19 protein-coding genes and 1 CRISPR repeat array are annotated in these 25,060 nt (G+C 44.4%); of the genes, 17 read left to right on the plus strand and 2 right to left on the minus strand.

Annotated elements, in window-relative coordinates; all coding sequences use genetic code 11:
• Positions 1 to 193 precede the first annotated feature (193 nt).
• From cas10 to QUB11_RS18895, 12 genes are all read left to right on the plus strand, one after another.
• Positions 194 to 3,298, plus strand: a complete 3,105-nt coding sequence (gene cas10 / locus QUB11_RS18840; RefSeq protein WP_333391373.1) for a type III-B CRISPR-associated protein Cas10/Cmr2 — start codon at positions 194 to 196, stop codon at positions 3,296 to 3,298.
• Positions 3,295 to 4,422 (plus strand): type III-B CRISPR module-associated Cmr3 family protein, encoded by a 1,128-nt coding sequence (locus QUB11_RS18845; RefSeq protein WP_333391375.1) that lies wholly within the window; start codon positions 3,295 to 3,297, stop codon positions 4,420 to 4,422. Before cas10 ends, QUB11_RS18845 begins: the two co-directional genes overlap by 4 nt.
• Positions 4,423 to 4,427: 5 nt before the next feature.
• Positions 4,428 to 5,339, plus strand: coding sequence for an RAMP superfamily CRISPR-associated protein (locus tag QUB11_RS18850; RefSeq protein WP_333176363.1), 912 nt, complete (start codon positions 4,428 to 4,430; stop codon positions 5,337 to 5,339).
• Positions 5,340 to 5,341: 2 nt separating this feature from the next.
• On the plus strand, positions 5,342 to 5,920 hold the full coding sequence (locus QUB11_RS18855; protein WP_333176365.1) for a hypothetical protein: 579 nt from the start codon (positions 5,342 to 5,344) through the stop codon (positions 5,918 to 5,920).
• Complete coding sequence (locus tag QUB11_RS18860) at positions 5,921 to 7,633, plus strand: RAMP superfamily CRISPR-associated protein (protein WP_333391378.1); 1,713 nt, start codon at positions 5,921 to 5,923, stop codon at positions 7,631 to 7,633.
• 82 nt (positions 7,634 to 7,715) lie between these two features.
• Complete coding sequence (locus QUB11_RS18865; RefSeq protein WP_333176369.1) at positions 7,716 to 8,999, plus strand: hypothetical protein; 1,284 nt, start codon at positions 7,716 to 7,718, stop codon at positions 8,997 to 8,999.
• A gap of 128 nt (positions 9,000 to 9,127) precedes the next feature.
• Complete coding sequence (csx18, locus tag QUB11_RS18870) at positions 9,128 to 9,415, plus strand: CRISPR-associated protein Csx18 (RefSeq protein WP_333054845.1); 288 nt, start codon at positions 9,128 to 9,130, stop codon at positions 9,413 to 9,415.
• 32 nt (positions 9,416 to 9,447) lie between these two features.
• Positions 9,448 to 10,440: a CRISPR-associated endonuclease Cas1 gene (cas1, locus tag QUB11_RS18875; protein WP_333054843.1), complete on the plus strand. Its 993-nt coding sequence runs from the start codon at positions 9,448 to 9,450 to the stop codon at positions 10,438 to 10,440.
• A 3-nt stretch (positions 10,441 to 10,443) separates the two neighbouring features.
• Complete coding sequence (cas2, locus tag QUB11_RS18880) at positions 10,444 to 10,725, plus strand: CRISPR-associated endonuclease Cas2 (protein WP_333054841.1); 282 nt, start codon at positions 10,444 to 10,446, stop codon at positions 10,723 to 10,725.
• 187 nt (positions 10,726 to 10,912) lie between these two features.
• Positions 10,913 to 12,635: direct repeats of the CRISPR family, unit length 36 nt; unit sequence CTCCCCACTCGTTGGGGAAACTAATTGAATGGAAAC.
• A gap of 1,160 nt (positions 12,636 to 13,795) precedes the next feature.
• A complete protein-coding gene (locus QUB11_RS18885) occupies positions 13,796 to 14,095 on the plus strand; it encodes a hypothetical protein (protein WP_333212580.1) in 300 nt (99 codons plus the stop codon).
• The gene (locus QUB11_RS18890) at positions 14,049 to 14,498 is read left to right on the plus strand and encodes a thermonuclease family protein (RefSeq protein WP_333240885.1); all 450 of its coding nucleotides are present in this window, start codon (positions 14,049 to 14,051) and stop codon (positions 14,496 to 14,498) included. Before QUB11_RS18885 ends, QUB11_RS18890 begins: the two co-directional genes overlap by 47 nt.
• 174 nt (positions 14,499 to 14,672) lie before the next feature.
• Positions 14,673 to 16,217, plus strand: a complete 1,545-nt coding sequence (locus QUB11_RS18895) for a leucine-rich repeat domain-containing protein (RefSeq protein WP_333201254.1) — start codon at positions 14,673 to 14,675, stop codon at positions 16,215 to 16,217.
• 488 nt (positions 16,218 to 16,705) lie between these two features.
• Here QUB11_RS18895 and QUB11_RS18900 read toward each other — a convergent pair whose 3' ends face one another.
• On the minus strand, positions 16,706 to 17,695 hold the full coding sequence (locus tag QUB11_RS18900; protein ID WP_333054835.1) for a DUF4339 domain-containing protein: 990 nt from the start codon (positions 17,693 to 17,695) through the stop codon (positions 16,706 to 16,708).
• A 200-nt stretch (positions 17,696 to 17,895) separates the two neighbouring features.
• Here QUB11_RS18900 and QUB11_RS18905 point away from each other — a divergent pair, with 200 nt between their 5' ends.
• The 5 genes from QUB11_RS18905 (at position 17,896) to QUB11_RS18925 (ending at position 23,866) form a co-directional block, all read left to right on the plus strand.
• On the plus strand, positions 17,896 to 18,357 hold the full coding sequence (locus tag QUB11_RS18905; RefSeq protein WP_333054833.1) for a hypothetical protein: 462 nt from the start codon (positions 17,896 to 17,898) through the stop codon (positions 18,355 to 18,357).
• 340 nt (positions 18,358 to 18,697) lie between these two features.
• Positions 18,698 to 20,182 (plus strand): tetratricopeptide repeat protein, encoded by a 1,485-nt coding sequence (locus tag QUB11_RS18910; protein ID WP_333054832.1) that lies wholly within the window; start codon positions 18,698 to 18,700, stop codon positions 20,180 to 20,182.
• A 361-nt stretch (positions 20,183 to 20,543) separates the two neighbouring features.
• Entirely contained in the window at positions 20,544 to 21,866 is a 1,323-nt protein-coding gene (locus tag QUB11_RS18915) for an acetamidase/formamidase family protein (protein WP_333176377.1), read from the plus strand.
• A 413-nt stretch (positions 21,867 to 22,279) separates the two neighbouring features.
• Positions 22,280 to 22,540, plus strand: a complete 261-nt coding sequence (locus QUB11_RS18920) for a hypothetical protein (protein WP_333304611.1) — start codon at positions 22,280 to 22,282, stop codon at positions 22,538 to 22,540.
• A 729-nt stretch (positions 22,541 to 23,269) separates the two neighbouring features.
• Positions 23,270 to 23,866 carry a hypothetical protein gene (locus tag QUB11_RS18925; RefSeq protein ID WP_194060177.1) on the plus strand — a complete coding sequence of 199 codons (597 nt, stop codon included), beginning with the start codon at positions 23,270 to 23,272 and terminating at the stop codon, positions 23,864 to 23,866.
• Positions 23,867 to 24,045: 179 nt separating this feature from the next.
• Here QUB11_RS18925 and QUB11_RS18930 read toward each other — a convergent pair whose 3' ends face one another.
• Positions 24,046 to 24,483, minus strand: coding sequence for a hypothetical protein (locus QUB11_RS18930; RefSeq protein WP_333391380.1), 438 nt, complete (start codon positions 24,481 to 24,483; stop codon positions 24,046 to 24,048).
• Positions 24,484 to 25,060 lie beyond the last annotated feature (577 nt).

The raw sequence follows: 25,060 nt of genomic DNA on the forward strand, positions 1-25,060 counted from the left end.
TGGGTAAGGCGTGTTTCGGCGCACCCTGCGTTGAGAAATACACTTTTAGGACTTACGCAAAAAACCCGGTTTCTGACAATGGTCGCTTTTTTCGTGTTGACGCAGGGTTTCGACTCCGATCAAGCACGGGGGGGTTGTGGCCGCTCGTGGGTAAGTCCTGACTTCGTTAGTCTTATAGTTAGGAAAACAAAAAATGTCACCTTTTTGGCAAGCAAAAATTTGGGGTTTGCTGCACGATCCCGCATTGAAAGCACTGCATGATAATTCAGGAAGGGGGAGGGAAGGTGCTTGGCAATCTCTCACTTGTATGGCTGGATGGGTATCTCCTAAATCTAAGTCTTTTACCCAATGTTCCTATAGCACTCAATGGTTGAAGCATATCGGATTATGTGATTTAATATCTTCAGCGAGCGATCGCGCGGCTATTGGCAGATTGCCCGGAAATACTGCGATCGATTATAACTCAGATGGTTTGCAAATTCGGCATTTACTTTCAGGAAAACCGCAAACTTTAAAACTGGGGAAATGGCACGATTATTTAATAAATTTGGGTAAAAGTCGCGCCCACTGGCTGACTGATGTAGAAAACAGTTTAATTCCCGATTCTATTCGCACCTGTACCGATGCTAGAAAAGTATTTTGGTGGTTGTGGCGGTGTTATCCAGAGGTACTAAGTAAAGCTTTAGATCGGGATGGACACATTCCCAACGAACCTTGTTTGCCTCTCTTACCAGCAGAAACTCGCCTTCCCGATGCTTCTCTATGGAGTCATACTAGCATGACGGCTGCTTTGGCGGGTTCCCTAGCCGGTTATTCGGAAGATGCAAATGCTTACCCAAAAAAGCGGGCTAGGAAAAATAAAGACTATTATGAATCTCGCCCTCACGTAGCAACTTTCACTTTTACACCCGTACAGGAACTCATCAAAGCTAGCCGGAAAATGCGTGATTTTTGGGCTGGTTCTTGGCTGCTGCACTATCTTTCGGCCAAAGTTTGTTGGGGCATCGCCTGGAAATATGGCCCTGATACTTTCCTGTATCCTTGTCTTTACCAACAGCCCTTAATTGACTTGTGGTTGTTGCAGGCATATCCCGATTTTAACGAGTGGATTCAACAGCCTTCTAACAGTCAATTGCTAACAGCAGGTTTTCCTAATGTTGTAGTGATGATTTTGCCAGATAACGGCGCTTCTCAAACAACTGGAAAGATAAAAAATCCTGTTGAGAGTGCCATGCAGCAGGCAGAACAAACTTTGCGGGAAGAGTGGATAGCGTTGGGAAATCAAGTGTTGAAAGATTTGCAAAATGGGGGGAAACCTTGGATGCCTAACCTGAATCATCACACTTGGGATGACTGGTTAAAAGCGCAATGGCAAATTTACTGGACAGCCTTGCCAATTGGTGGTGTAAACACTACTTTACACCATTCCCCTCGCAAAGAACAGTATAAAAAGTGGCAGGAAGACCAAAATAAAGCTGCCCGTCCGAAAGATGATTTACTTGTTAAATCAGAGTCAGAATTTCTCAAGGCAATTTATGAGTCGGCGTTGAAGGAAGATTGGGGCGATCGCCATTCTACCGCAACTAAATACAAAAGCCGCCAACCCAACCTCAACGTCGGTTCTTGGTGGGGGAGTATTTTCGACCAAACCCGCTTTTCCCTGAATGCGATTAAAAACGCCCGCACTTGGGAAATTCCCACTGCTTTTGGGCCGCGTTCAACTGTTTCTGGAATCGGGCCAGTTGTTCATTCTGGCGACGACTGGATTACAGAAGGAGAAACTGCTAAGCTGTGGGAAAATCAAGCCGGTTTATTTGATGGAATTGAACAACTAAATGCCGTTGAAGTCGTCAAGCGCGGTTTCTACCAAATTTTGACCGATGTTTTGTTCCCCAAACCTTCAGCAAACCGAGAACAAGCGCTTTCTCCACAACAACGCATTCGCCTCGACTTATTTTATCCAGATTTGAGTTCCGGCGTAGCGGGTTGGCTGCGAACAATGGAAACCGAGGGTAAGCAAAAAACTATTGATGAGTATCACAATATTTGCGCTCGTCTTCAACACCACTTTCCTTGGGCAAACAATGCAGCCCAGCAATCTTGGGGTATTCCTTGGATTGCCAACAATCACGATAATTGGTTGAATCCGCGCTTGTTAAATGCTGGTTGGTTAATTGAAGATTTTTGCCCTCAACCAAGCTATCAAGGTCAACTCTTAACCAAGAAAGATAAACAGGAAAAAATCACAGACGAATCAAAGCGGTTACGCGACTTTATCGGTCAACATTTTTCAGCAGGAAATAATCCCACTGACTGGTATGTATTAGCGGCTGGAGATGGAGACGGAATGAGCAGTTGGCTTAAAGGCGAACCTCTAAAACCTTACAGTCAGTATCTCCCAGATGCTTTACAGCCGAAAATAGAACGATTATCCAAGGAATTGCGACCGCCACTGCAAGACTTTATTAAGGAGAAAAAACGCATGGGCCCTTCTACTCACAGCGCTTTGAGTCGTGCTTTGTTGGATTTCTCTAATCAATTAGTGCCTTATCTCACTGAACAGCGCTACGCTGGACGGCTAATTTATGGCGGTGGCGATGATGTTTTAGCTTATACAAATCTCTGGGAGTGGGATAATTGGCTGTGGGATATTCGCCAATGTTTTAAAGGTGTTAATGACCCGAAAAATGAGTTTATTAGTGAAGGAGATTACTGGCGGTGGAATGGCGAACAGTTGCCGGATAATTTATCTGAACGTCCCTTGTTTACAATGGGACACAAGGCAACAATTAGTTTTGGCATTGTTCTTGCCCACCATTCCGTACCGATGGCGATCGCTTTGGAGAATCTTTGGGAAGCTGAGAAGGAAGCTAAGAAGCACAAATCACCTGATAGCAAACAAAAGGATGCCGTTCAGGTTCGTATTCTCTACGGCAACGGCAACATTTTGCAAGCTACGAGTAAGTTTGATGTGTTTCACCAATGGCAAAAACTGGCTGCTATTGATTTAGATAGCGCAATTTTTGAGCAAGCTGCGACTATCTGGAGCCAACATCCTGCACCGATGTATGAGGCAATTGAGCCTTGGACAAATGCCTTTTGCAGTCGCCGAGAAGCTTTGAAAGGCGATGAAGTAATGCAGAAAAAGTTTCAAGAATTATTAACCCAGTTTTTGCAAGGATTATGGCTGACAAATGAAGCTGGGACAGAGTGCAATCGGCAAATTAACAACTGGCTGAAAATCGCCGCATTCCTAATCCGTAATCGCGACATAAAACTAGGAGGTGAATGTCAATGAATTGGTACAAAATTACCCCTCTGGACGTATTATTGTTCAGAGATGCTAAACCCTTCACGCCAGGAGAAAGAGCCTGGGCAAGTAGCACTTTTCCTCCCAACGGACATACCATTGCCGGTGCCTTGCGGAAACTGCTAGGAGACAAGAAAGATTTGCAAATTACTGGCCCGTTTCTGTGTCGAGACGAAAGCCTTTATTTCTCTCGTCCCATCGGGTTTGTCGGCTCAATTCCCCTCGTACCTTTAGCGTGGGATGAAAAGTCTCACTTACACCAAGCTTTGTGGGATCAGCAACAGCCTTGTCCTTTAATAAAACCTTCGTATCGCAACAAGGAGGATGAACGCAAAGATGAGGAAATTGGCGATTACAAATTCAGGGAATATTTGCCATTTACCACTGTAAAAAACTATCTAGACTCTGGTAAAATTAATAGATGTGACTGGCTGACCGAAGACAAAACAAAAACAGAACTTGAACCTTGGTTAGTTGAAACTCGATCGCACAACGCCATTCAAGAAGGGACGCGGCAAGTCAAAGATGCTGACGGGTATTTTGTCGAAAACGCCATTCGCTTAAAGGAAGGTTGGAGTTTAGCGATCGGCATCACTCCAACTATAGATAGTACCATCGAAACACCAGCGATAATTCAATTAGGCGGTGAAGGACACCGGGCTATCTTGCAGCGGGTAGAAGCCTTAGATAACCAATGGAAAAGACTCCAAGACTTATCAAAAGAAAACTTCAGCAAAGGTGGCAGATCAATAGCCTATCTCGTCACTCCTGGAGTATTTGAACGCTGGGACAGTTACAATAACCGTCAATCGGTGTGCCGTGCGTGGCCCTCGGAATGGAAATTAGCTCATGCAGCTAATAGCAATCAGGCGATCGGGCCCTTAGTCAGCGTTTCAACAGCCAGCGCACTGCCAATAAGTTGCCGCATTCGAGATACTAAAGATGAGCCTGGAAAAAGCATTCCAGCGCCCCAAGTTTTTGCTGCGCGGCCCGGTAGTTTGTATTACTTGAATCAACCAGCAAAGTTGTTTCAGGAGGAGACAGAAACTAAGGTGCGCGTTTGGCGACAGTTAGGTTACTCGAAATTACTTTGGATTAACTACAAGGAATAAAAATAATGACAGACTTTCGGATTGGATATTTGTACAGTCTTGCTCCCATTCACTGTGGCGGAGAAGGTGATTTGGGCAATATTTTAGAAATTGCCCGCGAAGTTCACACCAATTTTCCATACATTCCCGGTTCCTCATTGCGGGGAAGTCTCAGAGATGAAGTAACCCAATTAAACTTAAATGATGCTAATGCTCTATTTGGTAAAGAATTGAATGGGGACGGACAAATGGGAGTACATCAAGTTTGGTTTGGCGATGCTCGTTTGTTATGGGTTCCCATGCGAACAATGGCAAGCGGAAATCGAGATGTTTTTACTTGGGTAAGTTGCCATTCTTTAATTCGCGATCATGCTTTGATTGCCAAGTTGCCGGGGGTAATATTTCCTAATCATCCAGTTGGCACTCAGCCCGGACACTATATTGTTGCTGATGCTCAATTACAAGTTATTGCAATGAACGATGACCAGAAAAAGGCGATCGCACTTGCTGGCAATTGGCCTGACGCATTAAAAAGCTCAGTTCAATCCACATGGGAAAAAAGCTGCATAGTTTTGCCGGATGCTGATTTTCAAGTCTTGATGGAACACTGTTTGTGGACGCAGATTCGCAACAAAATTCAAGAAGGAAACAGCGGTGCAGGATCTGAGGGTTCTGCTGAGGTATTTTGGACAGATGTTTGCATTCCGCGAGACACCATGTTGTATTACTCGTGGGGTTATAGCTTACTCAAAAACAATCCGGTAACGCTAGACCAGCACAATCTGTTAAAGAATGCGATCGAGGGATTGATTCAAGTTGGCGGTCAAGCCAATGTCGGTCGCGGCTGGGTGCAAAGTTGGGTAGCCGATAGCGCCGCACCAAAAGCAATTCAATCATCCGAACAATCCAATAAAAATCCTACGGCTGTAGGGAGTTAATCATGAGTAAAAAAAATAGACCATCTCAATTTCCTAAAGGGCAAAAACCAGCGAATATTTCTGAAAGTACCGCTCAGGAAAAATTGCCTAATGCTCAAACCAATTCTCACCCGGTTGTCAACCAGAATCCAGTAAAAGCTAGTCCGCAAAATTCAGAAAAAAGTTCAGCAATCGTTCAGCCAGAACAAATGAGTTTAACTGCTCATCAGCACATTCAAGAATACTTGAAAGCTGCGACTAAGGTCAATATTGAAAAAGAAGACTTGAATGCTGTCTTGCGGCTGTCGCAGCACTTGCGAGTCTTTGGATTGCTTTCTGCTGTGGGCTACTTGAATCAATCCAACTCTCAAGAAAATAATGAAACTCGCAAGCGAACAGTGCCAGTTTGGGGGTTGCTCTTAGGGCAAATGTTGGGGAAAACAATTAATGCCAGCAATGCTCTAGAGCGCCGGGAGTTGATGGAAACAGTGGCAACAATGGCTAGGGAGAATCCAGGGGAGTATATGGCAACTTGGCGCAAGTCTCTGATCTTAGCTGAACAGTGGAATTTTTGGGCAAGAGCTTACACAAAGGGGGAATAAATGTACGCTGGAAATCAATTAATTCAACTGCTGCAACAACAGCATCAAGCTAGAGGTAACTCGGATTTATTTCAAATAGGCACATTTACCATTCAATGGCGGGCTAAAGTCGGTTCTTTCCCCCATCCAGACGTAGAAACAATCGTCTCTGCCGGCGAACCATGTGGCGCGTGGCGTCCGTCTCAAGGGAGGCCGGAAGATAAGCGAAATGTGGGGGAAAATTTGCAAGAGTTGCCAACACTACCGCTCAATGGCTATATTCCAGGTTCGGGAATTCGCGGGTTAGTGCGATCGTGGGCAAAACAGCGCCCAGAAATTCAACAGAGAATGCGCGAATTGTTGGGCTATCAACAGGATAATACTATCAGCGCTGGCAAAATTGAATTTCTAGATGCTTGGCCAAAAGAGCCGACTAAACTAACTCTTGATATCGTCAATCCTCAAGAACCATTTCAAGTTTTTCACGAAGGACAAAGCACTCCGCTGTCATTTTATGCCTTGGGTGATGGAGAAAATGCGATCGAGCTAACTGTTGCTATTCGAGGCATTCCGGGCAAAGCAAATGCTGCGGAAGTGGCAGAAGTTTGGAGATGGGTGCAGCAAGCTTTAACGCTTTACGGTGTGGGAAGTCGGACTGCTTCGGGTTATGGCGCGATCGCATCTCCTGACATTTCCAAACCAACCCTTGACCCCAACTATGCTGTCAAAACATTTGATTTTACCCTTTACAGTCAGGGATGCTACGGTGCTGATTCTCCCCGTCCAGGTCATAGCGGTGAAGTTGAATTGCGCCCCTCTCACTGGCGCGGGTGGTTGCGATCGTGGGTTTTGCGCTTTTTGTTGGGAGTAATGTCAGAAACTGATGCCAAAAAAACATTAGGTGAATTGTTTGGGGTCTTGGAACCTGATAGTTGCAAAGGGTGCGTTAAAATTCAAATGATTAAAGGAGAATTTTGGGGCGGAATATCTAACAACCAACCTTATTTTTACACTTGGAAAGGGAAGTTACAAATTAGCGCACCCAAAGATATCTTGAACAAGATTATTCTGCCCGTAATTCGATTTGCAGTTATGGTAGGTGGTGTTGGCAGAGGATGGCGCAGGCCCTTGCATATCTTTGTCATGAACAACGGCAGAGATGCTGCCAGAGGCACTTATTTGAGCTTAACTCACCAAGTCAAAAATCCCGATACTCAAAGACTGCAAAACAAGCTTTACGGCTTAGGTTTGAATCAGTCAGCTTGGACAAAAACCTATCAGGATTGGCTGAATGCCGTTCAACTTCAATGGCCAAACAGATTTAGTCAGGGTCAAAATCCCAAAGCGGAAGTTTTTTCACCAACAACTTGTGCTGTTTATATTATGCCCGACCCCGATGAAGAGCCTGTAGACAAAGAAAACCAGGAATGGAGTATTACCAATCCCGTAAATACTCGCGGTGGTGGCATGAATTTAATTTACCTGCCGAAGTACAAAAGAAAGAGTGATGTAGGTGGCGATGCAGGTAATGGAAATGCTCACTGTTCTTGGGCAAGTATCAAGCGGGTTAATGTTTCCAATAAAAGTGTAGGAAGCGAATGTCAAGAGGTTGTCTGTCTGTTTATGGGCGGACAAACACCCCTGTCAACTCATCTTCGCGCCGACTTTCTTAAAGACTTAGCCAAAATTTATGGTGCCGTTCATTTATTTGGCGTTCAACCCCCAAGTTCCTAATTTCTTTTCCAGTAGGGTGCGCCGTGGCGCACCTTACCAACTGTCCCAGTAAAAATCCTAACAAATCATCCAGGTAACAACAATGGCAAGCAGCATCGTCCTCTCCTTCGTCGGCCAACAAGACCCCTACTCCGAAAAGACCAACGAAGAAGGTTCCATAGCCACCCTAATCAGCCACCTTCTCCACCAAAACTATAACCTTCGCCGCGTCATTCTCCTTCACACTGAAGATATGCTTGAAAAAGCTAGCGATACCAAACATTGGCTGCAAGACAAACCGTTTAATCTTCCAGAAGACAGCATCGAATTAGTCCCCGTAGGTGCAGAACTTTCTAAAGATCCAGTCAGTCTCTTATTAGCAGTTCAAGAAGCTCGCAAAGGTTTAGAAAAAGCAAGTCCCTACTTGAGCGAACAAGACCGCTTAGAATTTAATGCTTCGTCTGGAACGCCTGTGATGAAAACTTCCTGGAGCCTTTTACAAGCGGCTGGATATGTTCGTCATAGTTCGGTTTGGCAGGTGCGAAATCCGAGAGAAATGAAAGAGGGACAGCCCCGTGTTTTTCAAACTAATGTCGATACTTTGAAAAATGAATTTGATTTCAAGGTTGTCAAACGACAAATTGAAGATTATAATTATAGTGGTGCTTTAGTGACTCTCAAAGGTAGCAATCTCTCTACCAACCTAATTATTGCTTTGCTTGAGTATGGTCAGTATCGCCTCGCCTTTGATTTCGATCGCGCTTTCAACGCCATCCAGCCTTTTGGTAGTTTTGTCGAGCCGGAATTCATCTCAGAAATCAGCAGTCTCCGGCAAAAAAATCGGATATCCCTGTTTAAAGAAGTTTATTTTAAAGCTATAACTGAGCTTAAAAATCAGCAATATGCGGATTTTTTGGTAGATGTGTTCAGATTTCAAGAGGGATTTCTCCGCTTTTTAGTAGAAACTAAGCTGGGATTACAATGGCCAGAAAGTTATACACAAACTCAAGGGTTTTGGAACAAAATTCAACAAGTAGATGCTGGAAGACTTTACAAATTTCTGAAAAAGTATACCCTGCCCAATGGTAGCAATTTTAATGATTTAGAAGGGTTTCCCAACCGTCCGGTGCGGATTGCCATTTTAGAATACTATCAACCGGAGTTTGATAACTTATTGAAACCCCTCGAAGAATTAAACAAATATTGCGAACAGCGTAATCGCAATATCCACAGTTTTGAAGGGGTTTCGGAACTAGAAGATGCAGGGAAAATCCTTAAGATTTTGCGGGATATTTTGCGGCAGAAAACAGCAGTATCGGAAAATAATTCCTTTAATGTTCTTAACAGTAAACTCATTTCTTTATTGACAGTTTTTTTGCACAGTTAAGGCAGTTATTTTTGAGCCTGGGGTTTTTAACTCCCAGGCTGCATCACAAACTTAACTAAAATTTTTACCTTCAGGGTGCATCTACAACCCAACTTTACCCTCCATATTCAACACGAAATAGCACAACTATGTACATCACATCTCGCGCATCTACAATCCGCAACTTTTCCCTAGCCGCCGTCAACGGCACTATCACTCTCATCATTCTCCTCATCGCCCCCCTGGGGTTAGCTGCCGTAATTTCTAACACATTCCTTGTCACAGTAGCCACTTTTTTTGCATCGACAATCGCCGACCAAATCGTTCGCTATCTCCAACCCTCTCGCGCCCCAGAAATCCAAACTCCTTTAGAATCTACCCCAGTATCGTCGCAAATTAGCCCGCGCCGTGGCGATTCCCAAAATTTAGACAGATAACCAATAATGTTGCAGCGGCGGGTTTATTGCTTATGCGTACCGTCTACGTTTCTCAACCGGGTTGTTACGTCTCTTTGCACCAAGAAATGTTGGTCATCAAAAAAGGCGAATCTGTACTCGGTGAAATTCAGCTTCCTCTCCTTGAACAACTGCTGATTTTTGGTCAATCTCAAGTCACAACTCAAGCAATTAGAACTTGTCTGTGGCGGAGTATTCCGATCGCTTATCTTTCCCGCATGGGTTACTGTTACGGACGGATTCTTCCGATCGAGCGCGGTTATCGCCAACTTTCTCGCTACCAGCAACAGTTGTGTTTTGCAGAACGTTTGCAGGTGGCCAGACGCATCGTGCAAGCTAAGCTGAAAAATAGCCGCGTTATCCTGATGCGACAACAACGCCGACAAGCTTCTGATGTCATTGCTTTTGCGATCGACTGTTTGGAACATTTAATCAAAAAAGCTGGGGAGGCTGAAACTATTGAGAAGTTGATGGGGATGGAAGGTGCGGGGGCTGCTCAGTATTTTTCGGCTTTTGAAGAGTGTTTGAGCAATCCAGATTTTGTGTTTGTCGGCAGGTCGCGCCGTCCTCCGGGTAATCCCGTTAATGCGATGCTCAGTTTTGGCTATCAAGTTCTCTGGAATCATTTATTGAGTTTGATCGAATTGCAAGGTTTAGACCCTTATTCGGCTTGTTTGCACCAAGGAACGGAACGCCATGCAGCTTTGGCTTCAGATTTGATTGAGGAATTTCGGGCACCAATTATTGATACTTTGGTTTTTTATCTTGTCAATAACGGCATGATGAAAGCTGGCGAAGATTTTGTTTTCCGCAATAGTGGCTGTTTTCTGAATGATTCTGGGCGACAGAAATTTTTGACAGCATTTTTGCGACGGATGGAAGAGGGTTTTACTAATAATTCTGGGGACAGCCAACCTAAATGGGATTTGCTTAACCAGCAGGTGAAAGCTTTCAAGCAGTTTGTGTACAATCCTCTTGAGCTTTATCAACCTTATCAAATTCGATAAAGTATGCTGCTTTATATCGTTGTCTACGATATTCCGGTTGATAAGCGGAGGCAAAAGGTGCATGATTTGCTCAAAGGTTATGGCAAGTGGGTGCAATATTCTACTTTTGAGTGTGTGCTACCCACTGCGAAGTTTGCAGAACTCCAGCGGCGACTCCGAAAGTTAATCAATTTAGATGAGGACAGTATTAGGTTCTATCCTGTGTCGGGGCATACTTTGGGCAATGTTCAGACTTGGGGGGTGGGCCCGCCTGTCACTGAATTGCCTGGGTCGGTGATTATCTAATATCACTCGCGAGGGCTGAAAGAAATGGCTGTGATGACGGAAGTTCGTCGGAGCCTTCGATATACTGCTCTGTAAGGGTTTCAGGTATTAGTAACATAGGTTGGGAGGGTGTTTGTACAGAGATTTTTGGGAGTCCTCGCAAATGGCCTCTGGACATCTTGCGCTGTATGAGGTTTAATGTAGAGGCCTCCCCACTCGTTGGGGAAACTAATTGAATGGAAACGTTTGAATGTCCTAATATTGAAGCTCGTGAAGTTTGGTCTCTCCCCACTCGTTGGGGAAACTAATTGAATGGAAACGTTTTTGAGCGTAACTCTGGTGTTTTTGTTGATGTTACCCTCCCCACTCGTTGGGGAAACTAATTGAATGGAAACGTGGAATTTTTGACTGCTTCCGCTCGATATGCCCTTGCTCCCCACTCGTTGGGGAAACTAATTGAATGGAAACGCGCAAATCGCCATAGCATCAAGATATCCCTTTATCATGACTCCCCACTCGTTGGGGAAACTAATTGAATGGAAACCTTGCTTTCAGCCAGTTTAGGCATACTTTAGCGGGACTCCCCACTCGTTGGGGAAACTAATTGAATGGAAACGTCAATTAATGGTTAATAGTTTCGCACAAAAAGCTTATGTATCGACTCCCCACTCGTTGGGGAAACTAATTGAATGGAAACAGTTCTTTCGCTGCCAATGGAGCTTCGGGCAGTTCACTCCCCACTCGTTGGGGAAACTAATTGAATGGAAACGACTAAATGCTTCTTGTGGAGTAGCTCCTTCGTTTATCTCCCCACTCGTTGGGGAAACTAATTGAATGGAAACGCAGACGTTGCCACAAAAACAATTACACAATCAGCTCCCCACTCGTTGGGGAAACTAATTGAATGGAAACTTCGTTCCCAATATTAACACCAGTTTCAAGCCAATTCCCCTCCCCACTCGTTGGGGAAACTAATTGAATGGAAACACCAGGTAAAAAAGTTAATGGAAAAACAGTATTAACTCCCCACTCGTTGGGGAAACTAATTGAATGGAAACACTTAATAAGCTAAGACTAAGTAAGAAACCTAGCTTCAACTCCCCACTCGTTGGGGAAACTAATTGAATGGAAACTCCTTGTCTTTATGTTCCCACTGTTTCCAATTGTTAGCTCCCCACTCGTTGGGGAAACTAATTGAATGGAAACTTGTCTTGAGCATAACCATCATTTGATTTTGTAGCCTCCCCACTCGTTGGGGAAACTAATTGAATGGAAACCAAATCTTGATCGGGTTGTTGTCCCGGTTCCATTTCTCTCCCCACTCGTTGGGGAAACTAATTGAATGGAAACGGCTGTGGTTATTTGGCCTGCCTAAATCTTTTACTCTCCCCACTCGTTGGGGAAACTAATTGAATGGAAACAAAGAGGAGCCTGATTGAAACTCGACTCCCGTCAACTCCCCACTCGTTGGGGAAACTAATTGAATGGAAACTGGATTTAACACCTCGAAACCAAAAAACTTGACGCTCCCCACTCGTTGGGGAAACTAATTGAATGGAAACAACACAAATCCAGAGGGCCTCAAGCAAATGGCGCTCCCCACTCGTTGGGGAAACTAATTGAATGGAAACGATGTTCTATGTGCTTCTTCCTTATCACTCGGTTTCCTCCCCACTCGTTGGGGAAACTAATTGAATGGAAACTGATGGTACATGGGTCCTTACCATCTACATCTTCGCTCCCCACTCGTTGGGGAAACTAATTGAATGGAAACCTTTGGTAAGACCATCAAAGAGTGATATATTCAACTCACTCTTTCTCCCCACTCGTTGGGGAAACTAATTGAATGGAAACATCAGCGCCAGAAACCGGGTCGAAAGGTGGCAAAAGATTTGCTCCCCACTCGTTGGGGAAACTAATTGAATGGAAAAGCCCGGATAGCCTATTTGATGGCATTCCGGGTTTTTCTGTTTTCACTCATTGACGGCAGTTAAACGATGAGGCTAAAGAGTTTGCGATCGATGCAACTAGCTCAGGAAAATCTGAAGGGTTGGTGGTTACAGAACCCAAGGAGTACAACAGATTTATGAAGTAGATGAGGTAGCAGGGTCGGGGTCAGCTTGGACGTACCGTACACTTTTTTAGACTGCACTACGGTGAATAACACACTAAAGTTGTGGGATTTGACAACGGGTACAGAACGTGAACTAACCTGACGGGTCATACTACCTACATCAATGCGATCGCAATTACCGGCGACGGGCAAAAAGCTATTTCTGCGGCATTACGACAACACCCTAAAAGTCTGGGATTTAGAAGTGGGGAGACGATCGCTAGTTTCAGCCTTATGTTGCTGCACCCTTGCGTCCAATGGAGTAACAATCGTAGCAGGATGAATCCGATCGCGTATATTTCCTACGGCTACCAGGGATAGAGCCACTAACATAAGTTTCTTACACAATCATCGGCAAGGCGTAATTTGAAGAGTTTCAGCAGCTAAAAGTTGATGCGATCGCATATTATGAAAAATCATCAAAAGTCATGAAAAATCATGAAAAGTCATAGCCCCTGATATCCCCGGTAGCTGGTGCGGAATCGCGCTTATTTTGACTTTTAAGTCCGATCGCCCCCAACTCCCCGGCATCTCTGGAACTGGGTTCGATCGAGATTATTCCCAATCTAAAATCTAAAATCTAAAATCTAAAATTCGTGGCGCGGGTCTGCAAAACGGGCGATCGACTTGATACGGTAGCTAGGACACCATCGTTTATCCTTGGTTTGCCAGTAAATAAACCGTGTTTTACGTTGATTTTCCTTGAGTTATTATGATTTTCTTGATTTACGTTGATTTTTCTTGACTTTAGACCATCGGCCGCAACCATCACATAGATTCTGAGTAGTGCGCTCAAATTGTAAAAGTTAGATTTTGTTGTGTTTAGTTATAGTTTAAGCAAATATTCAGACTTTTGAGTCGGCTTAAGCCGTCGTAAATGCGAAGTGTTGGGCAGTAAAAAACGGGAGAACTCGATCGCCCAAGCACCGCAGCAAATACAGCAATTGAACACCTAGCAAACACTAACGGACTCTAGCAGTGATGTTTATCGTACCGATCGTCTCGACAATTACGGCTCAGGTTTCTCAGCCAAACAATCAAGTTATTAATGCCCAAGTGCTTAGCATCGGAGACGGCGACACGCTCACAATCCGCAACACCAACGGGCAAAACATAACCGTGAGGTTGGCTTGCATTGACACGCCTGAAAGAAATCAACCGGGAGGAAAAGAGGCAGCCGATCGCCAAGCGTGCGCTTCTTCCAAGAGGTGCATCAGTGAAAGTTCTCCCTGTGGACAAAGACCAGTACGGGCGCACGGTTGGAGTCGTGTTCAGTGACAGAAATATTAATCTGCAATTGCTGCAAGAAGGGCAAGCGTGGGTCTATGAGCAGTACATAGGCAACTGTCGCACGACAGCCGAACAACTGCGACAAGCTCAGAGCATTGCTAAACAAAACCGAGTCGGGTTATGGAGCCAAGCCAACCCCTGCCCCCCTTGGGACTTTAGAAAAAATCAGTGTGTAGCCACGCCCGCTGCTGCACAAAAACCTGCACCAACTCCCCAAAGACCTGTGCCGAGTCCACAAAGTAATTGCGACCGGAGTTACCCCGACGTGTGCATTCCGCGAGCGCCACCTGATTTAAATTGTGGCGACATTTCCCAGAAACGCTTTCGCGTACTACAGCCAGACCCACATGGATTTGATAGAGATAAGGACGGCATAGGTTGCGAGAGATAAGGGAAGCCACGATTTCAATAAACGGATAGGCGGGGATACTCAATTTTCCCAGTCTAGGGCTTGAACCTGGTATGACTCGCTCAGGATACTGCCGTCTCCTAATTTTTGCTGGCTTTCTCCATCAAACAAAAATTATTGTCACAATAAAAAGAATTCTACCGAGAGACAAAAGATATGACGGAATGCAAGGAAACAATGCGACGAATTGACATGGTAGCCCAGAATAATTTGACGGAACTGAATTTGTCGGGATACCACCAGGCAGACAAGTTTGGAGCAAGGACATATCGGATAACTAAGTTTCCTGATGCTGTTCTTAAATTAACCAACTTAAAAATTCTTAAGCTCAGTGACCATGAGATAACTGAAATCCCAGAAGAGATCGGGCAACTGTCCAATTTGACCAAGCTTCACCTTGGTAACAATAAGATAACTAAAATTCCAGAAGCAATAGGGCAACTGTCCAATTTGACCAAGCTTTACCTCGGTGACAATAAGATAACTAAAATTCCAGAGACACTCGGGGAACTATCCAATCTGAGAAAGCTTTACCTCAATAAAAATCAAATTACCTCCATCCCAGAGACGATCGGGCAACTGTCACATCTGACACTGCTTGACCTCCATATCAATCAAATTACCGAAATCCCAGAGGCAATCAGGCACCTCTCCCATCTGACAGGGCTTGACCTTAGTTGGAATCAGATAATAAAAATCTCAGAGGCTGTTGGGCAACTATCCAATCTGACAAAGCTTTACCTCAGTAGCAATAAGATTACCTCCATCCCAGAGACTATAGGGCAACTGTCCAATCTGACACGGCTTTGCCTCGGTAACAACCAGATTACCTCCATCCCAGAAGCGGTTGGGCAACTGACGAATCTGACAGGGCTTTACCTGTATAACAATCAGATTACCTCCATCTCTGAGAAGATAGGGCAATTGTCCAATCTGACACTCCTTTACCTCGACAGCAATCAAATTACCTCTATCCCAGAGACTATAGGGCAACTGTCCAATCTGACAGTGCTTGACCTCCGTGACAATCAGATTACCTCCATCCCAGAAACCATCGGGCAACTGTCCAATCTGACACTGCTTGACCTCCGCAACAATCAGATTACCTCTATCCCAGAAACCATCGGGCAACTGTTGAATCTGACACATCTTTACTTCCGTAAGAATCAGATTACGTCCATTCCAGCGGAACTCGGGCAACTGTCCAATCTGATAGTGCTTAGCCTCAGTAAGAATGAGATTGGCTCCATCCCAGAGGAGCTCGGACAACTATCGAATCTGACACAGCTTTACCTCAATGAGAATCAGATAACTAAAATCCCAGGGGGTTTCGCGCATTTGTCGAATCTGAGATGGCTTGACCTTAGTGAAAATCAGATAACCAAAATCCCAGAGGCAATAGGGCAACTGTCCAATTTGAGAAAGCTTTACCTCAATAACAATCAGATAACTGAAATCCCAAAGGCACTCAGCCAACTGTCCAATCTGATCGAGGCTGATTTCGATAACAATCTAATTACTCAAATCCTAGAGCAAATTAAACTTGTATCATTGAGTACACAGGATTCCTGTAGCAGCCAGCAGAAAATTATTTCCCCAAAGTCACTTGAGAATCAGTTTAACTGGGGAAAGGAGGAAGGTACTCACCCTTACCTTATGGAAAGTCTAGAAGGGTTCAACGAAGCGTGGGAAAAAGAGTAGGCACGATTTGCCCTAATTTAGATAACTAAGTTGGGAAGTCTTCCAAAATATATTGGTATGAAGGTAGGTTAAGTGCAGACTCTCTAAGGTGTCTCAAGGGTGATAGAATCTGCGATCATTGCAAATAGCTGAGGAAAATCAATTTCTTCATCTATAATTTGAAACCCTTATAGCCATCAGGACATAAGGGTTTTCCCGCCTAACCTCCCCCTACAAACTCAATTACCTCACCCTGCACCGATCGCTTTTTTTGGTAGGGATTAGAACAACACCGACTAGGATCGCCGGACAATTAGAACAAAACCTAAAAGTGCTCAAACCCTTGTTTAGACGGGAAATAGTGGCACTTTCCCTATCACGGCAGAAATTATAGAATTAGGTGCTGAGTGCTGGAACGGGTTGCGCTTCTGGCAGAAGTGCGATCGGAACCGCTTTACTCAGGATGCTTTCAAATTTCTAATTTGTTGTACTCAGAAATCAAGCTATCTCTATTGTTTTGTAAGATATTTGGTCAGTTCTGAAACTTCACCAGCGCGTTGCCAGTCACCCTCTCCGCGCCTAACTTTCGTGCGAGCTGTAATTTTCTGAATCTCCCAGAGTTGCAATGCGGTGTACGGGCCCTCGGCTTTACCAGAGCGGAACACGTACCAGTCAGCAACTTCGGGGGCCGCTGGCCTCACAGGTCGCATCCGAGTTGCTCCAGCATCGGCGCTCAGTTGGTTGAGCCCTTGTTCTATGGGATTTGGAGCGGGTAAGTTTTTGGCAACAGGCGATCGCTTTTTTTGCTTTGCTGCAGGTGCAGTGGAATTTTGTGATCGCCTTTCTTGCTTGGCAGCTTTTCGCTGACGGGCCCACAGATCGTACTGATAAAGTAGAAGCACCGAAGCAACCCACAGCCAAAATACAATAAACCAAGCATTTACCAGCGGTTCAAAGCCTTGTTCAGACAATACCTCGGTTATCGGTTGGTTGAATTTTGCACCAGTCATACCAGCACTGATAAGCGCTGCGACCGTATTTAACACTTGATAAGTTACAGCATTGTGTATTTGACCTTCTTCAATTCCCTCTGGAGCTGCCGCATAAAAAAGCCAAACCAGGCAAGTTAGAGTAATTATTGTTGCTACTAGAGAAGCGATGAGGGCGTTGACTCCCTCTCTCAAAGAGTCCCAGTTTGGTTTGTTCCATGCCTTAACAGGCTGGGTAGTGGCATTTTTTCGGTGTAACTCTTGATGACCCAGAAAAGATTGAGGATACCGAGGCGCTGCCCAAAAGGAAATTCCTGTAAGACAGTGATGGTAAACAGTCATCCACGCTGCTGAAACCGCCCAACTTGCAAACAACCAAAAAACAATGCCTGATATTGGTATTAACTTCGCTAAAAAATTTGAGGTACTGCCATAGGTTACGGTTAGTGCGATCGTCCTCAAACATGAGATAGGATGAGGAAACCACGCGGGCCATGATGGAATTTTCATGAGTTTGCAGTTTTGTTAGGGATATCAAGATTGTCTCAAGCTTTAGTCCCAAGTGGTGAATTCAACCTCTCAGGCGCTGACCTGGAAGGTTGAACTATTTTGATACACTGGGTTAGCGAAAAACTAACTTACAACCGTAAGCTGTGGGCGGAGACAGCTTGGGCTTTCGGTCGCCACGTCGAATTACAAAAAATAAAATTATGAAATTTAAAGGGTTTGACAAACAGTCTAAAAAACTGAAAAAATACAACCAATTAGATAAGCGCTTCACAAGTGATGGCACTGAATTTACTATGGAAGATGTACCGGATAACGGCGTCATAATGATTATGGACGAAGTTATGTATTTTCCTGAAGGTGTATTAGCTGGCAAAATTTATTATCCAACATCTATAGAAGGTAAAATATTATATCCATCTGCCCCTTATTCTAAATGGCCAGAAATTTGTAGCTGCTATGGTGTTGAAATGCCTGATACTGCAACAGCAGGAGTTGAGGGAGAAGCAATTGGTTTTTGGGAGTGGGTATATCAAAAATGTTTGCCTGTTACTTTGTTAGATTGTCCTTGGGAAGTTCTTAGATTATTGTCTAAAAATGTTTTGGCAGCCTATCGTGTTCCTTTTACAAATAGAGCTAGAGAAAACAGAGGCTTTAGAAAATAATTGAAGGGGTTAAAACGTAGAATCTAACAGAAGACTTGCTCATTACTGACCAACCGAAAACCGCAGGTATTTCAGCCATTTATCACGGAAATCGAAGGATGCGGGATGCTCAGAAAGCTTGAGGTTCTATCACCCTGACTTCTTCCTGCCTTTACACTAAACGAGCTAGTGATTAACTTTTTTTTCTCACTATCGGAAAACAATAAATAGCAATACTGTTGAAGCATTGTTTCCGTCCGTACACCCAAGCAGCACCCAACAAAGTTTGGGGCTTTTAGCTATTCTCTAGCAGGAGTGACAGAAGAGGGTTAAGATTGACAAAAACAAAAAAGGGGTGGCTATGTTCGATCGCTCTCAATGGTTTTTGGCTAGTCTTTTGATTGCACTTTCGGTTCAGCTAAGTCAGCCAGTGACAGCCGTGCCCGTTGGTAAAGTTGTACAAACTGCACAAACTAACAGTAGCGACGCTGCCCAAAAACTATATGGAGAAGCAGAGAAACTCGAAGAACAAGGAACAACGGAAGCAAAAAGAAGTGCGATTGTCAAATATGAAGAAGCATTAAAGCTATTTAGGGCAGTGGGCGATCGGGATGGGGAAGCTAGCACCCTCACCAGGATTGGCGTTGTCTATGATGATTTAGAAGAAAACTCGAAAGCGTTAGAGTATTTCAATCAGTCTCTTCCCCTGAGTCGAGGAGTGAGTAATCGCAAGCAAGAAGCTATTACCCTCAACAATATCGGTGAGGTTTACTATAAGTTGGAAGAAAAACAGAAAGCGCTAGAATATTACAACCAGTCTCTTGCTCTGAGTCGGGGAGTGGGCGATCGCAAACAAGAAGCTATTTCCCTCACCAATATCGGCTTAAGGTATGCAGATTTAGGAGAAAACTCGAAAGCGCTAGAGTATTTCAATCAGTCCCTTCCCTTGAGCAGGGCTGTAGGCGATCTCCGTGGGGAAGGTACTACTCTCAACAACATCGGCTTAGTATACGCAAATTTGGGAGACAAAGAAAAAGCAAAAGAGTATTTCAACCAATCCCTTCTCCTTAGTCAGAAAGTGGGCGATCGCAATGCAGAAGCTATCACCCTTAACAACATCGGCTTAGTGTACAATAAGTTGGGAGAAAAACAAAAAGCAAGAGAGTATTACAGGCAGTCCCTTCCCCTGAGTCGGGCAGTGGGCAATCGCCGTTGGGAAGCCGTTACTCTCAACAACATCGGCTTATTATACGCAGAATTGGGAGAATACTACATAGCGCTAGAGTATTTTAACCAGTCCCTGTCCTTGAGAAGGGCAGTAGGCGATCGCCGTGGGGAAGCTCTAACCCTAAACAACATCGGCGGTCTATACAATGAGGTGAGAGAAGTACAAAAAGCGCTAGAGTATTTCAACCAGTCCCTTCCCCTCAGCAGGGCTATAGGCGATTTCCGTGTGGAAGCCTTTACGCTTACCAACATCGGCTTACTATACTTCAATTTGGGAGAAAACCAGAAAGCGCTAGAGTCTTACAACCAGTCCCTTCCTCTTTTTCGAGCAATCGGTGCAACCGAGGAAGAAGCTCTCATTCTTTACAGCATGGCTGTTGTCAAACGCTCGCTAGGCAATTTTACCGGAGCTCTCACTGATATTGAAGCCTCTCTCAAATTAATTGAAAATCTCCGCAGTAAAATAGCCACCCCAGAAAGTCGCAGCTCATACCTTGCCACAGTACAGGACTACTACAAATTTTATATCGACCTGTTAATGCAACTGCACCAAGCTAATCCTAACTCCGGTTATGATATCAAAGCGTCAGAAGCCAGAAAACGTGCTAGCAACCCCTAAAAAGCAACGCATCGCAGTAGAAAAATGGTCGTTTAGACAATTATAAAATCGTTCACTTTGTACCAACGGCATTGCCAACAGAAAAATCTCGAACTGTCAGGAATTGTGATTATTCTGATGAAGCATAAGCCGTTCCAAGCCTTGAACCAGCTTATGCCATTTTCCTTATGTTTTCAGACATTAGATGTAAATATGCTCAAAATCTGTCAGCTTTAAGATAGATTTATGGTGAGTGTTTATTCCTTTTCTAAGCTATTTGTATTTTAGATAACAAATTCTCAAAGAATAAGCCTGAATAATATATTTGCTTTGATCTAGATGGATCAGGGGATTACAGACATTTACCATAAAAAAGCAAGCTATGCCGAATCGACGTGATTTTCTTCTTGGTGGGACTGTAGCTGCGGCTGCGACCTTGTTACCAAATAAATTGATTGCTCAAACTCCAACCAATCGATCGGAAATGGCAGCTTTACAGGAAGGATATGTAGGACAGTATCAGGGTGGTGTGTACTTACTGCCAGCCAATGATGAAACAGTCCAATGGGGTTGGTTTAATAATGCAGAGACACCCCGCGCTCGGATTAAATCAGGGGACACCGTTGTCATGGAAACCATGATGGCTTCCATGAATCAAGTTTTGCCGGGGGTATCGATCGAAGAAATTACTAGACTGCGGGTAAATAATCCCGGTCGTGGCCCCCATACGATTACAGGGCCGATCTTTGTAGAGGGCGCAGCACCCGGAGATACTCTCAAAGTCAAAATTAATCGGATTGTGCCTCGTACCTATGGCTCCAACTGGAACCTGCCGGGTAATCTTGCCCTAGGGCAATTCCCAACTAGCTTCCCGGAACCCCAAGTAAAACATTTCTTCCTTGACCTCAAGCGTGGGGTAACAGAATTTTTGCCGGGAATTGAATTACCTGTGCGTCCGTTCCCCGGTATTCTTGGGGTGGCGAGGCCTGAAAGTGGACAATATAGCACCGTACCCCCTGGACCTTTTGGCGGAAACCTCGACTGTAGAGAATTAGTAGAAGGCACAACGATTTACTTACCAGTGTTTGTGGATGGAGCTTTATTGTGGTCTGGGGATTCCCATGCGGTGCAAGGTAATGGTGAGATTAATTTAACAGCGATCGAGTCTGCCTTTAATGAACTGAACCTGACTGTAGAAGTAATTAAGGGTAAACGCCTGACTTGGCCACGGATTGAGTCAGATACTCATTGGATAACGATGGGTTATGATCGAGACCTCAATATTGCGATCGATATTCTGGAAGAAGAAACCCTAAAATTTCTTGCTGAATCTAAAGGCTTAAACACTACTGAAGCTCGTCAATACATGGCAAACTACGGTGATTGTCGAGTAGCAGAGGTGGTCAATCAACTAAAAGGGGTCTATTGCATGTTACCGAAACAACCAACTCCAGTCCTTGCCCCTAACCCTACCACTGATACCTCAGATAGTTTTGTCACCCATGCCATCGATGGTGATGCAATGCAGGCTATGAACATGGCGGCTATGAGTCTTATTGAGAGAATGCAGACCCTAAAAGGACTTGTACCCCTTGATGCCTATTCCCTTGCCAGTTTAGCTATGGATGCACGGATTGGCAAAATAGAGCCGGGAGCAAAACATCTACATTGCTTGATGCCCAAGTCTCTCTGGGTCAGAAGTTAACAGCAGTTTGCGTTCAGATAAGTGGTGCTGCGAGTCCCCTAAATCCCCCTAAATCCCCCTATGTCCCCCTATGTCCTTTGGACAGGCTACGCTAACAAAAGGGGGACTTGAAGATCATTAACTTGGCTTACCAGAATTAAATTTGCTGTAAGGTATTTAGTCCCACAACTCTAAAGTCAAGGGCCTTGCTTAATCAGGGTATGAAAACAATAAGTTGAAAATCCCGTAGTTTTGTGGATACTGGTTTCTCTGACTTGCATATTTAGCCTTTCATACCCTAAATCAGCAATGCCCTTTAACTTTCGCTTCAAATCAATTTTACAGTTTCACGCTTGCATCGCCCACCGTCTCGGGCTATACCTGTGCTGACATACTTTGCTAATCTCAAAGTTAGTTCTTTACCGCAATTGCTCATGGGTAGCCAATCTACAGCCAAAACTATTTTTCTCCTCGCCTCTATGGTGGGCTGGCTTATCGTTGGTGCATCTTTGATGTATGTTTTTCCGGTCGTCGCAGATTGGTTAATATCCTCCGATCGCACCCATCTATGGATGCAGACCCTCAGCCGTAGCGGTTACAATCCTATGCTGGCTTGGGTAGGAGGAGGCATCACTCTGGTTATTACCGTGTCGGGGTATATCCTCTGGCATCAGAGGTTTGAAGGCAAGATTTAGAGCGACGGTCGCAGATCGATTTTGGAGCGATCGAGTTCTGAGTTCAAAGAAGTGTGGGAGGCATGAGCGGTGAGGCGTAAAAAAAGCCTCCCAAGACGACTATCAGAATTTTAGATATTTATGTGTGCTGGTTTGATATACAGTGCTTACTTTTTGGAAAACAGCGAGTGCTATTTCTGAAACTTTTGGCTGATGTAAAGCAAGATAGTATTAATGAATCTGAATTGGCAACAGTTATTAAATTCTCAGTGATTTAGTCTTTAAGTTTCTGCTAGATTGCCTTGAGGTCTTAATAAGAGCATGGATAGTAGAGATTGAAAGCTTAAATTTTATTACAATATGCTTTCCAGCTTATCTACGTTACCTTAAGTCTTTTCTCATTTGATGAAAATTAGGCGTAATAACCTCCTATTCTTTCACCGGGTTTGAGGGCTATGTCCTTGATTTTATAAAGCTTTTGATGGGGTTGTTACCCCGTCAGATTCTGACCTAGCCGTAACAGTTTCAAGTTCTAGACTGAGAAATACCAATTTCCTGCTTCAGAACGTCAAACCTCTACAACTACGTGTTTGTACAGACGTATCAAAGCAAAAAGGGAATTAAGGTAGAGATAGAGGTAGATTTTTATGCGAGACGCTATAGGGTGATCGAAACGCGATCGCAACTCGCTCTTGATTCTGCTGCATCTACGGCTTGTTTGACTGCAATATCACACCTAAATAAAATCCCATGAAAATCAATCGCAAAGTATCTAAAGCCCTAACTGTAAGTTTTTTAGCTTTATTTACTGTCTCACTCACAGAAAATAGCTGGGGACACTCAGGTGGCACTAATGCCCAGGGATGTCATAACAGTAGCAGTGGATACCATTGTCACAATTCGGGTTCAGGGTCTGGTTCCCCTGGTTCAGGGTCTGGTTCCCCTGGTTCAGGGTCTGGTTCATCCGGTTCCGGGTCTGGTTCGTCTGGTTATGGGTCAGAAGGCATTTGCTTAACGTATAACGACTGTATTAATCGGGGAGAAAAACAGCTTAATTCAAATGCTGCTCAGGCTCTCAGCTATTTTCAACAAGCTTTACTCCTCAAACCGAAAGATATAAAAGCATTTACCCAAATTAACATTATCGAACCTTACGTGATGGAAATACGAGGTAATTGCCCAACTTTCCAAACCTGCATGAGTTTAGGATACACGGCAGTGAAAAAGCAAGAATACCAAACTGCATTAGTCAATTTCAAGCGGGCATTAGCGTTTAATTTAGGAAACAAAAACGCTGTTGAAGCAATTGGAAATGTTTCTCGCTCTATCCAACAATCACGCAATTGATATAAACCCTTTAAAACCTTTAAACCCGCTACACTGTGACTGTGACGGGTTTTCTGTAAGTGCCAGCTTCTTAAAAACATCAAGCATTTATAGCGGTTATTAGTCACATGAGGGAGATTTTTGAATCTAAAAACTTTACCATTAAAGAAATTCAACATACCTCAATATAGTGAGAAATGCTATAGGTTGCGATTAATTCTTTGAATCGGTCGGACGTAGTTTGTATTAGCTCTGACCCAGCAGCGAAATCGACTGAATGAAGTACCAACCCATAGCCAAGGTTTTCCCCGCCGGTCAAGAGAAATTCCAACAGTATCAAATCTTTCTCCAGGTGGCATAATCCTATCAACTGGCAACTCAAGCATATCCAGTCGGTTACTCGGACCAGTCCTATCTTGACAGCGAACATTCAAACCTTCTGGATCTACGGCTTCCCACACCCAAGGCATGACTCCACTATTTCCGTTGACAATGCGGTAGTCTCCATTTTTGTCAGCCTCTGGATATGCGTTGGGATTTTGAACTTGGAGCAACGGACTAGCGACACTCCCACCAGAAAAAGAAGGAAAGAAAACTCCGACAGTGAAGATTAGACGAACCCCAAGATTTTTGAACATAAGAATGATATATCTCACCTGACCAAGAAACCCTATACATCTGAAGGTTTAACGTAAAAAAGCTAGACCCGCAACCGCTCCAACCTTGCCAACACTCCGACCAACACTCCGACCGTGGCAACAGCGCTAGACCTGCGAATCGTGGCTGCCGTGGCAGCGCTCCGACCGTGCCAACCATCCAATCACCCCAACAGCCACCACAACCTGCGAGATTGTGCATTTTGGTAGTCGTGCCAGATACGCAAGGCATCAGAGCGATCGACACGGGGTGATCGGATTCAACAGGCAATCGGTTGGGAGTCACCGGGCGTTGATTGTGATTGGGGTATGGCGATCGACGCGGACGAATTTGATGTAGCGGATTTGGTGGCGATCGTGTCTGAAAGGCAATTCAAGGTATTAAGCTTTCTGAAGGCGCGACCATTTGCCTAGTGAGATGATATATAGTTAGGTACTCATGTTAATTGATAGTACCCATGCAAACTAAGGCAGACATTCAACAATTTATCTGCCAAGTAAGGAAAAGCTCTGGACTGACCCAACACAATTCGCCTTTCGTTTAGGGGTAGTGCTTTCT

It is taken from the genome of Microcoleus sp. B6-A1 (assembly GCF_036705085.1).
Lineage (GTDB): Bacteria > Cyanobacteriota > Cyanobacteriia > Cyanobacteriales > Microcoleaceae > Microcoleus.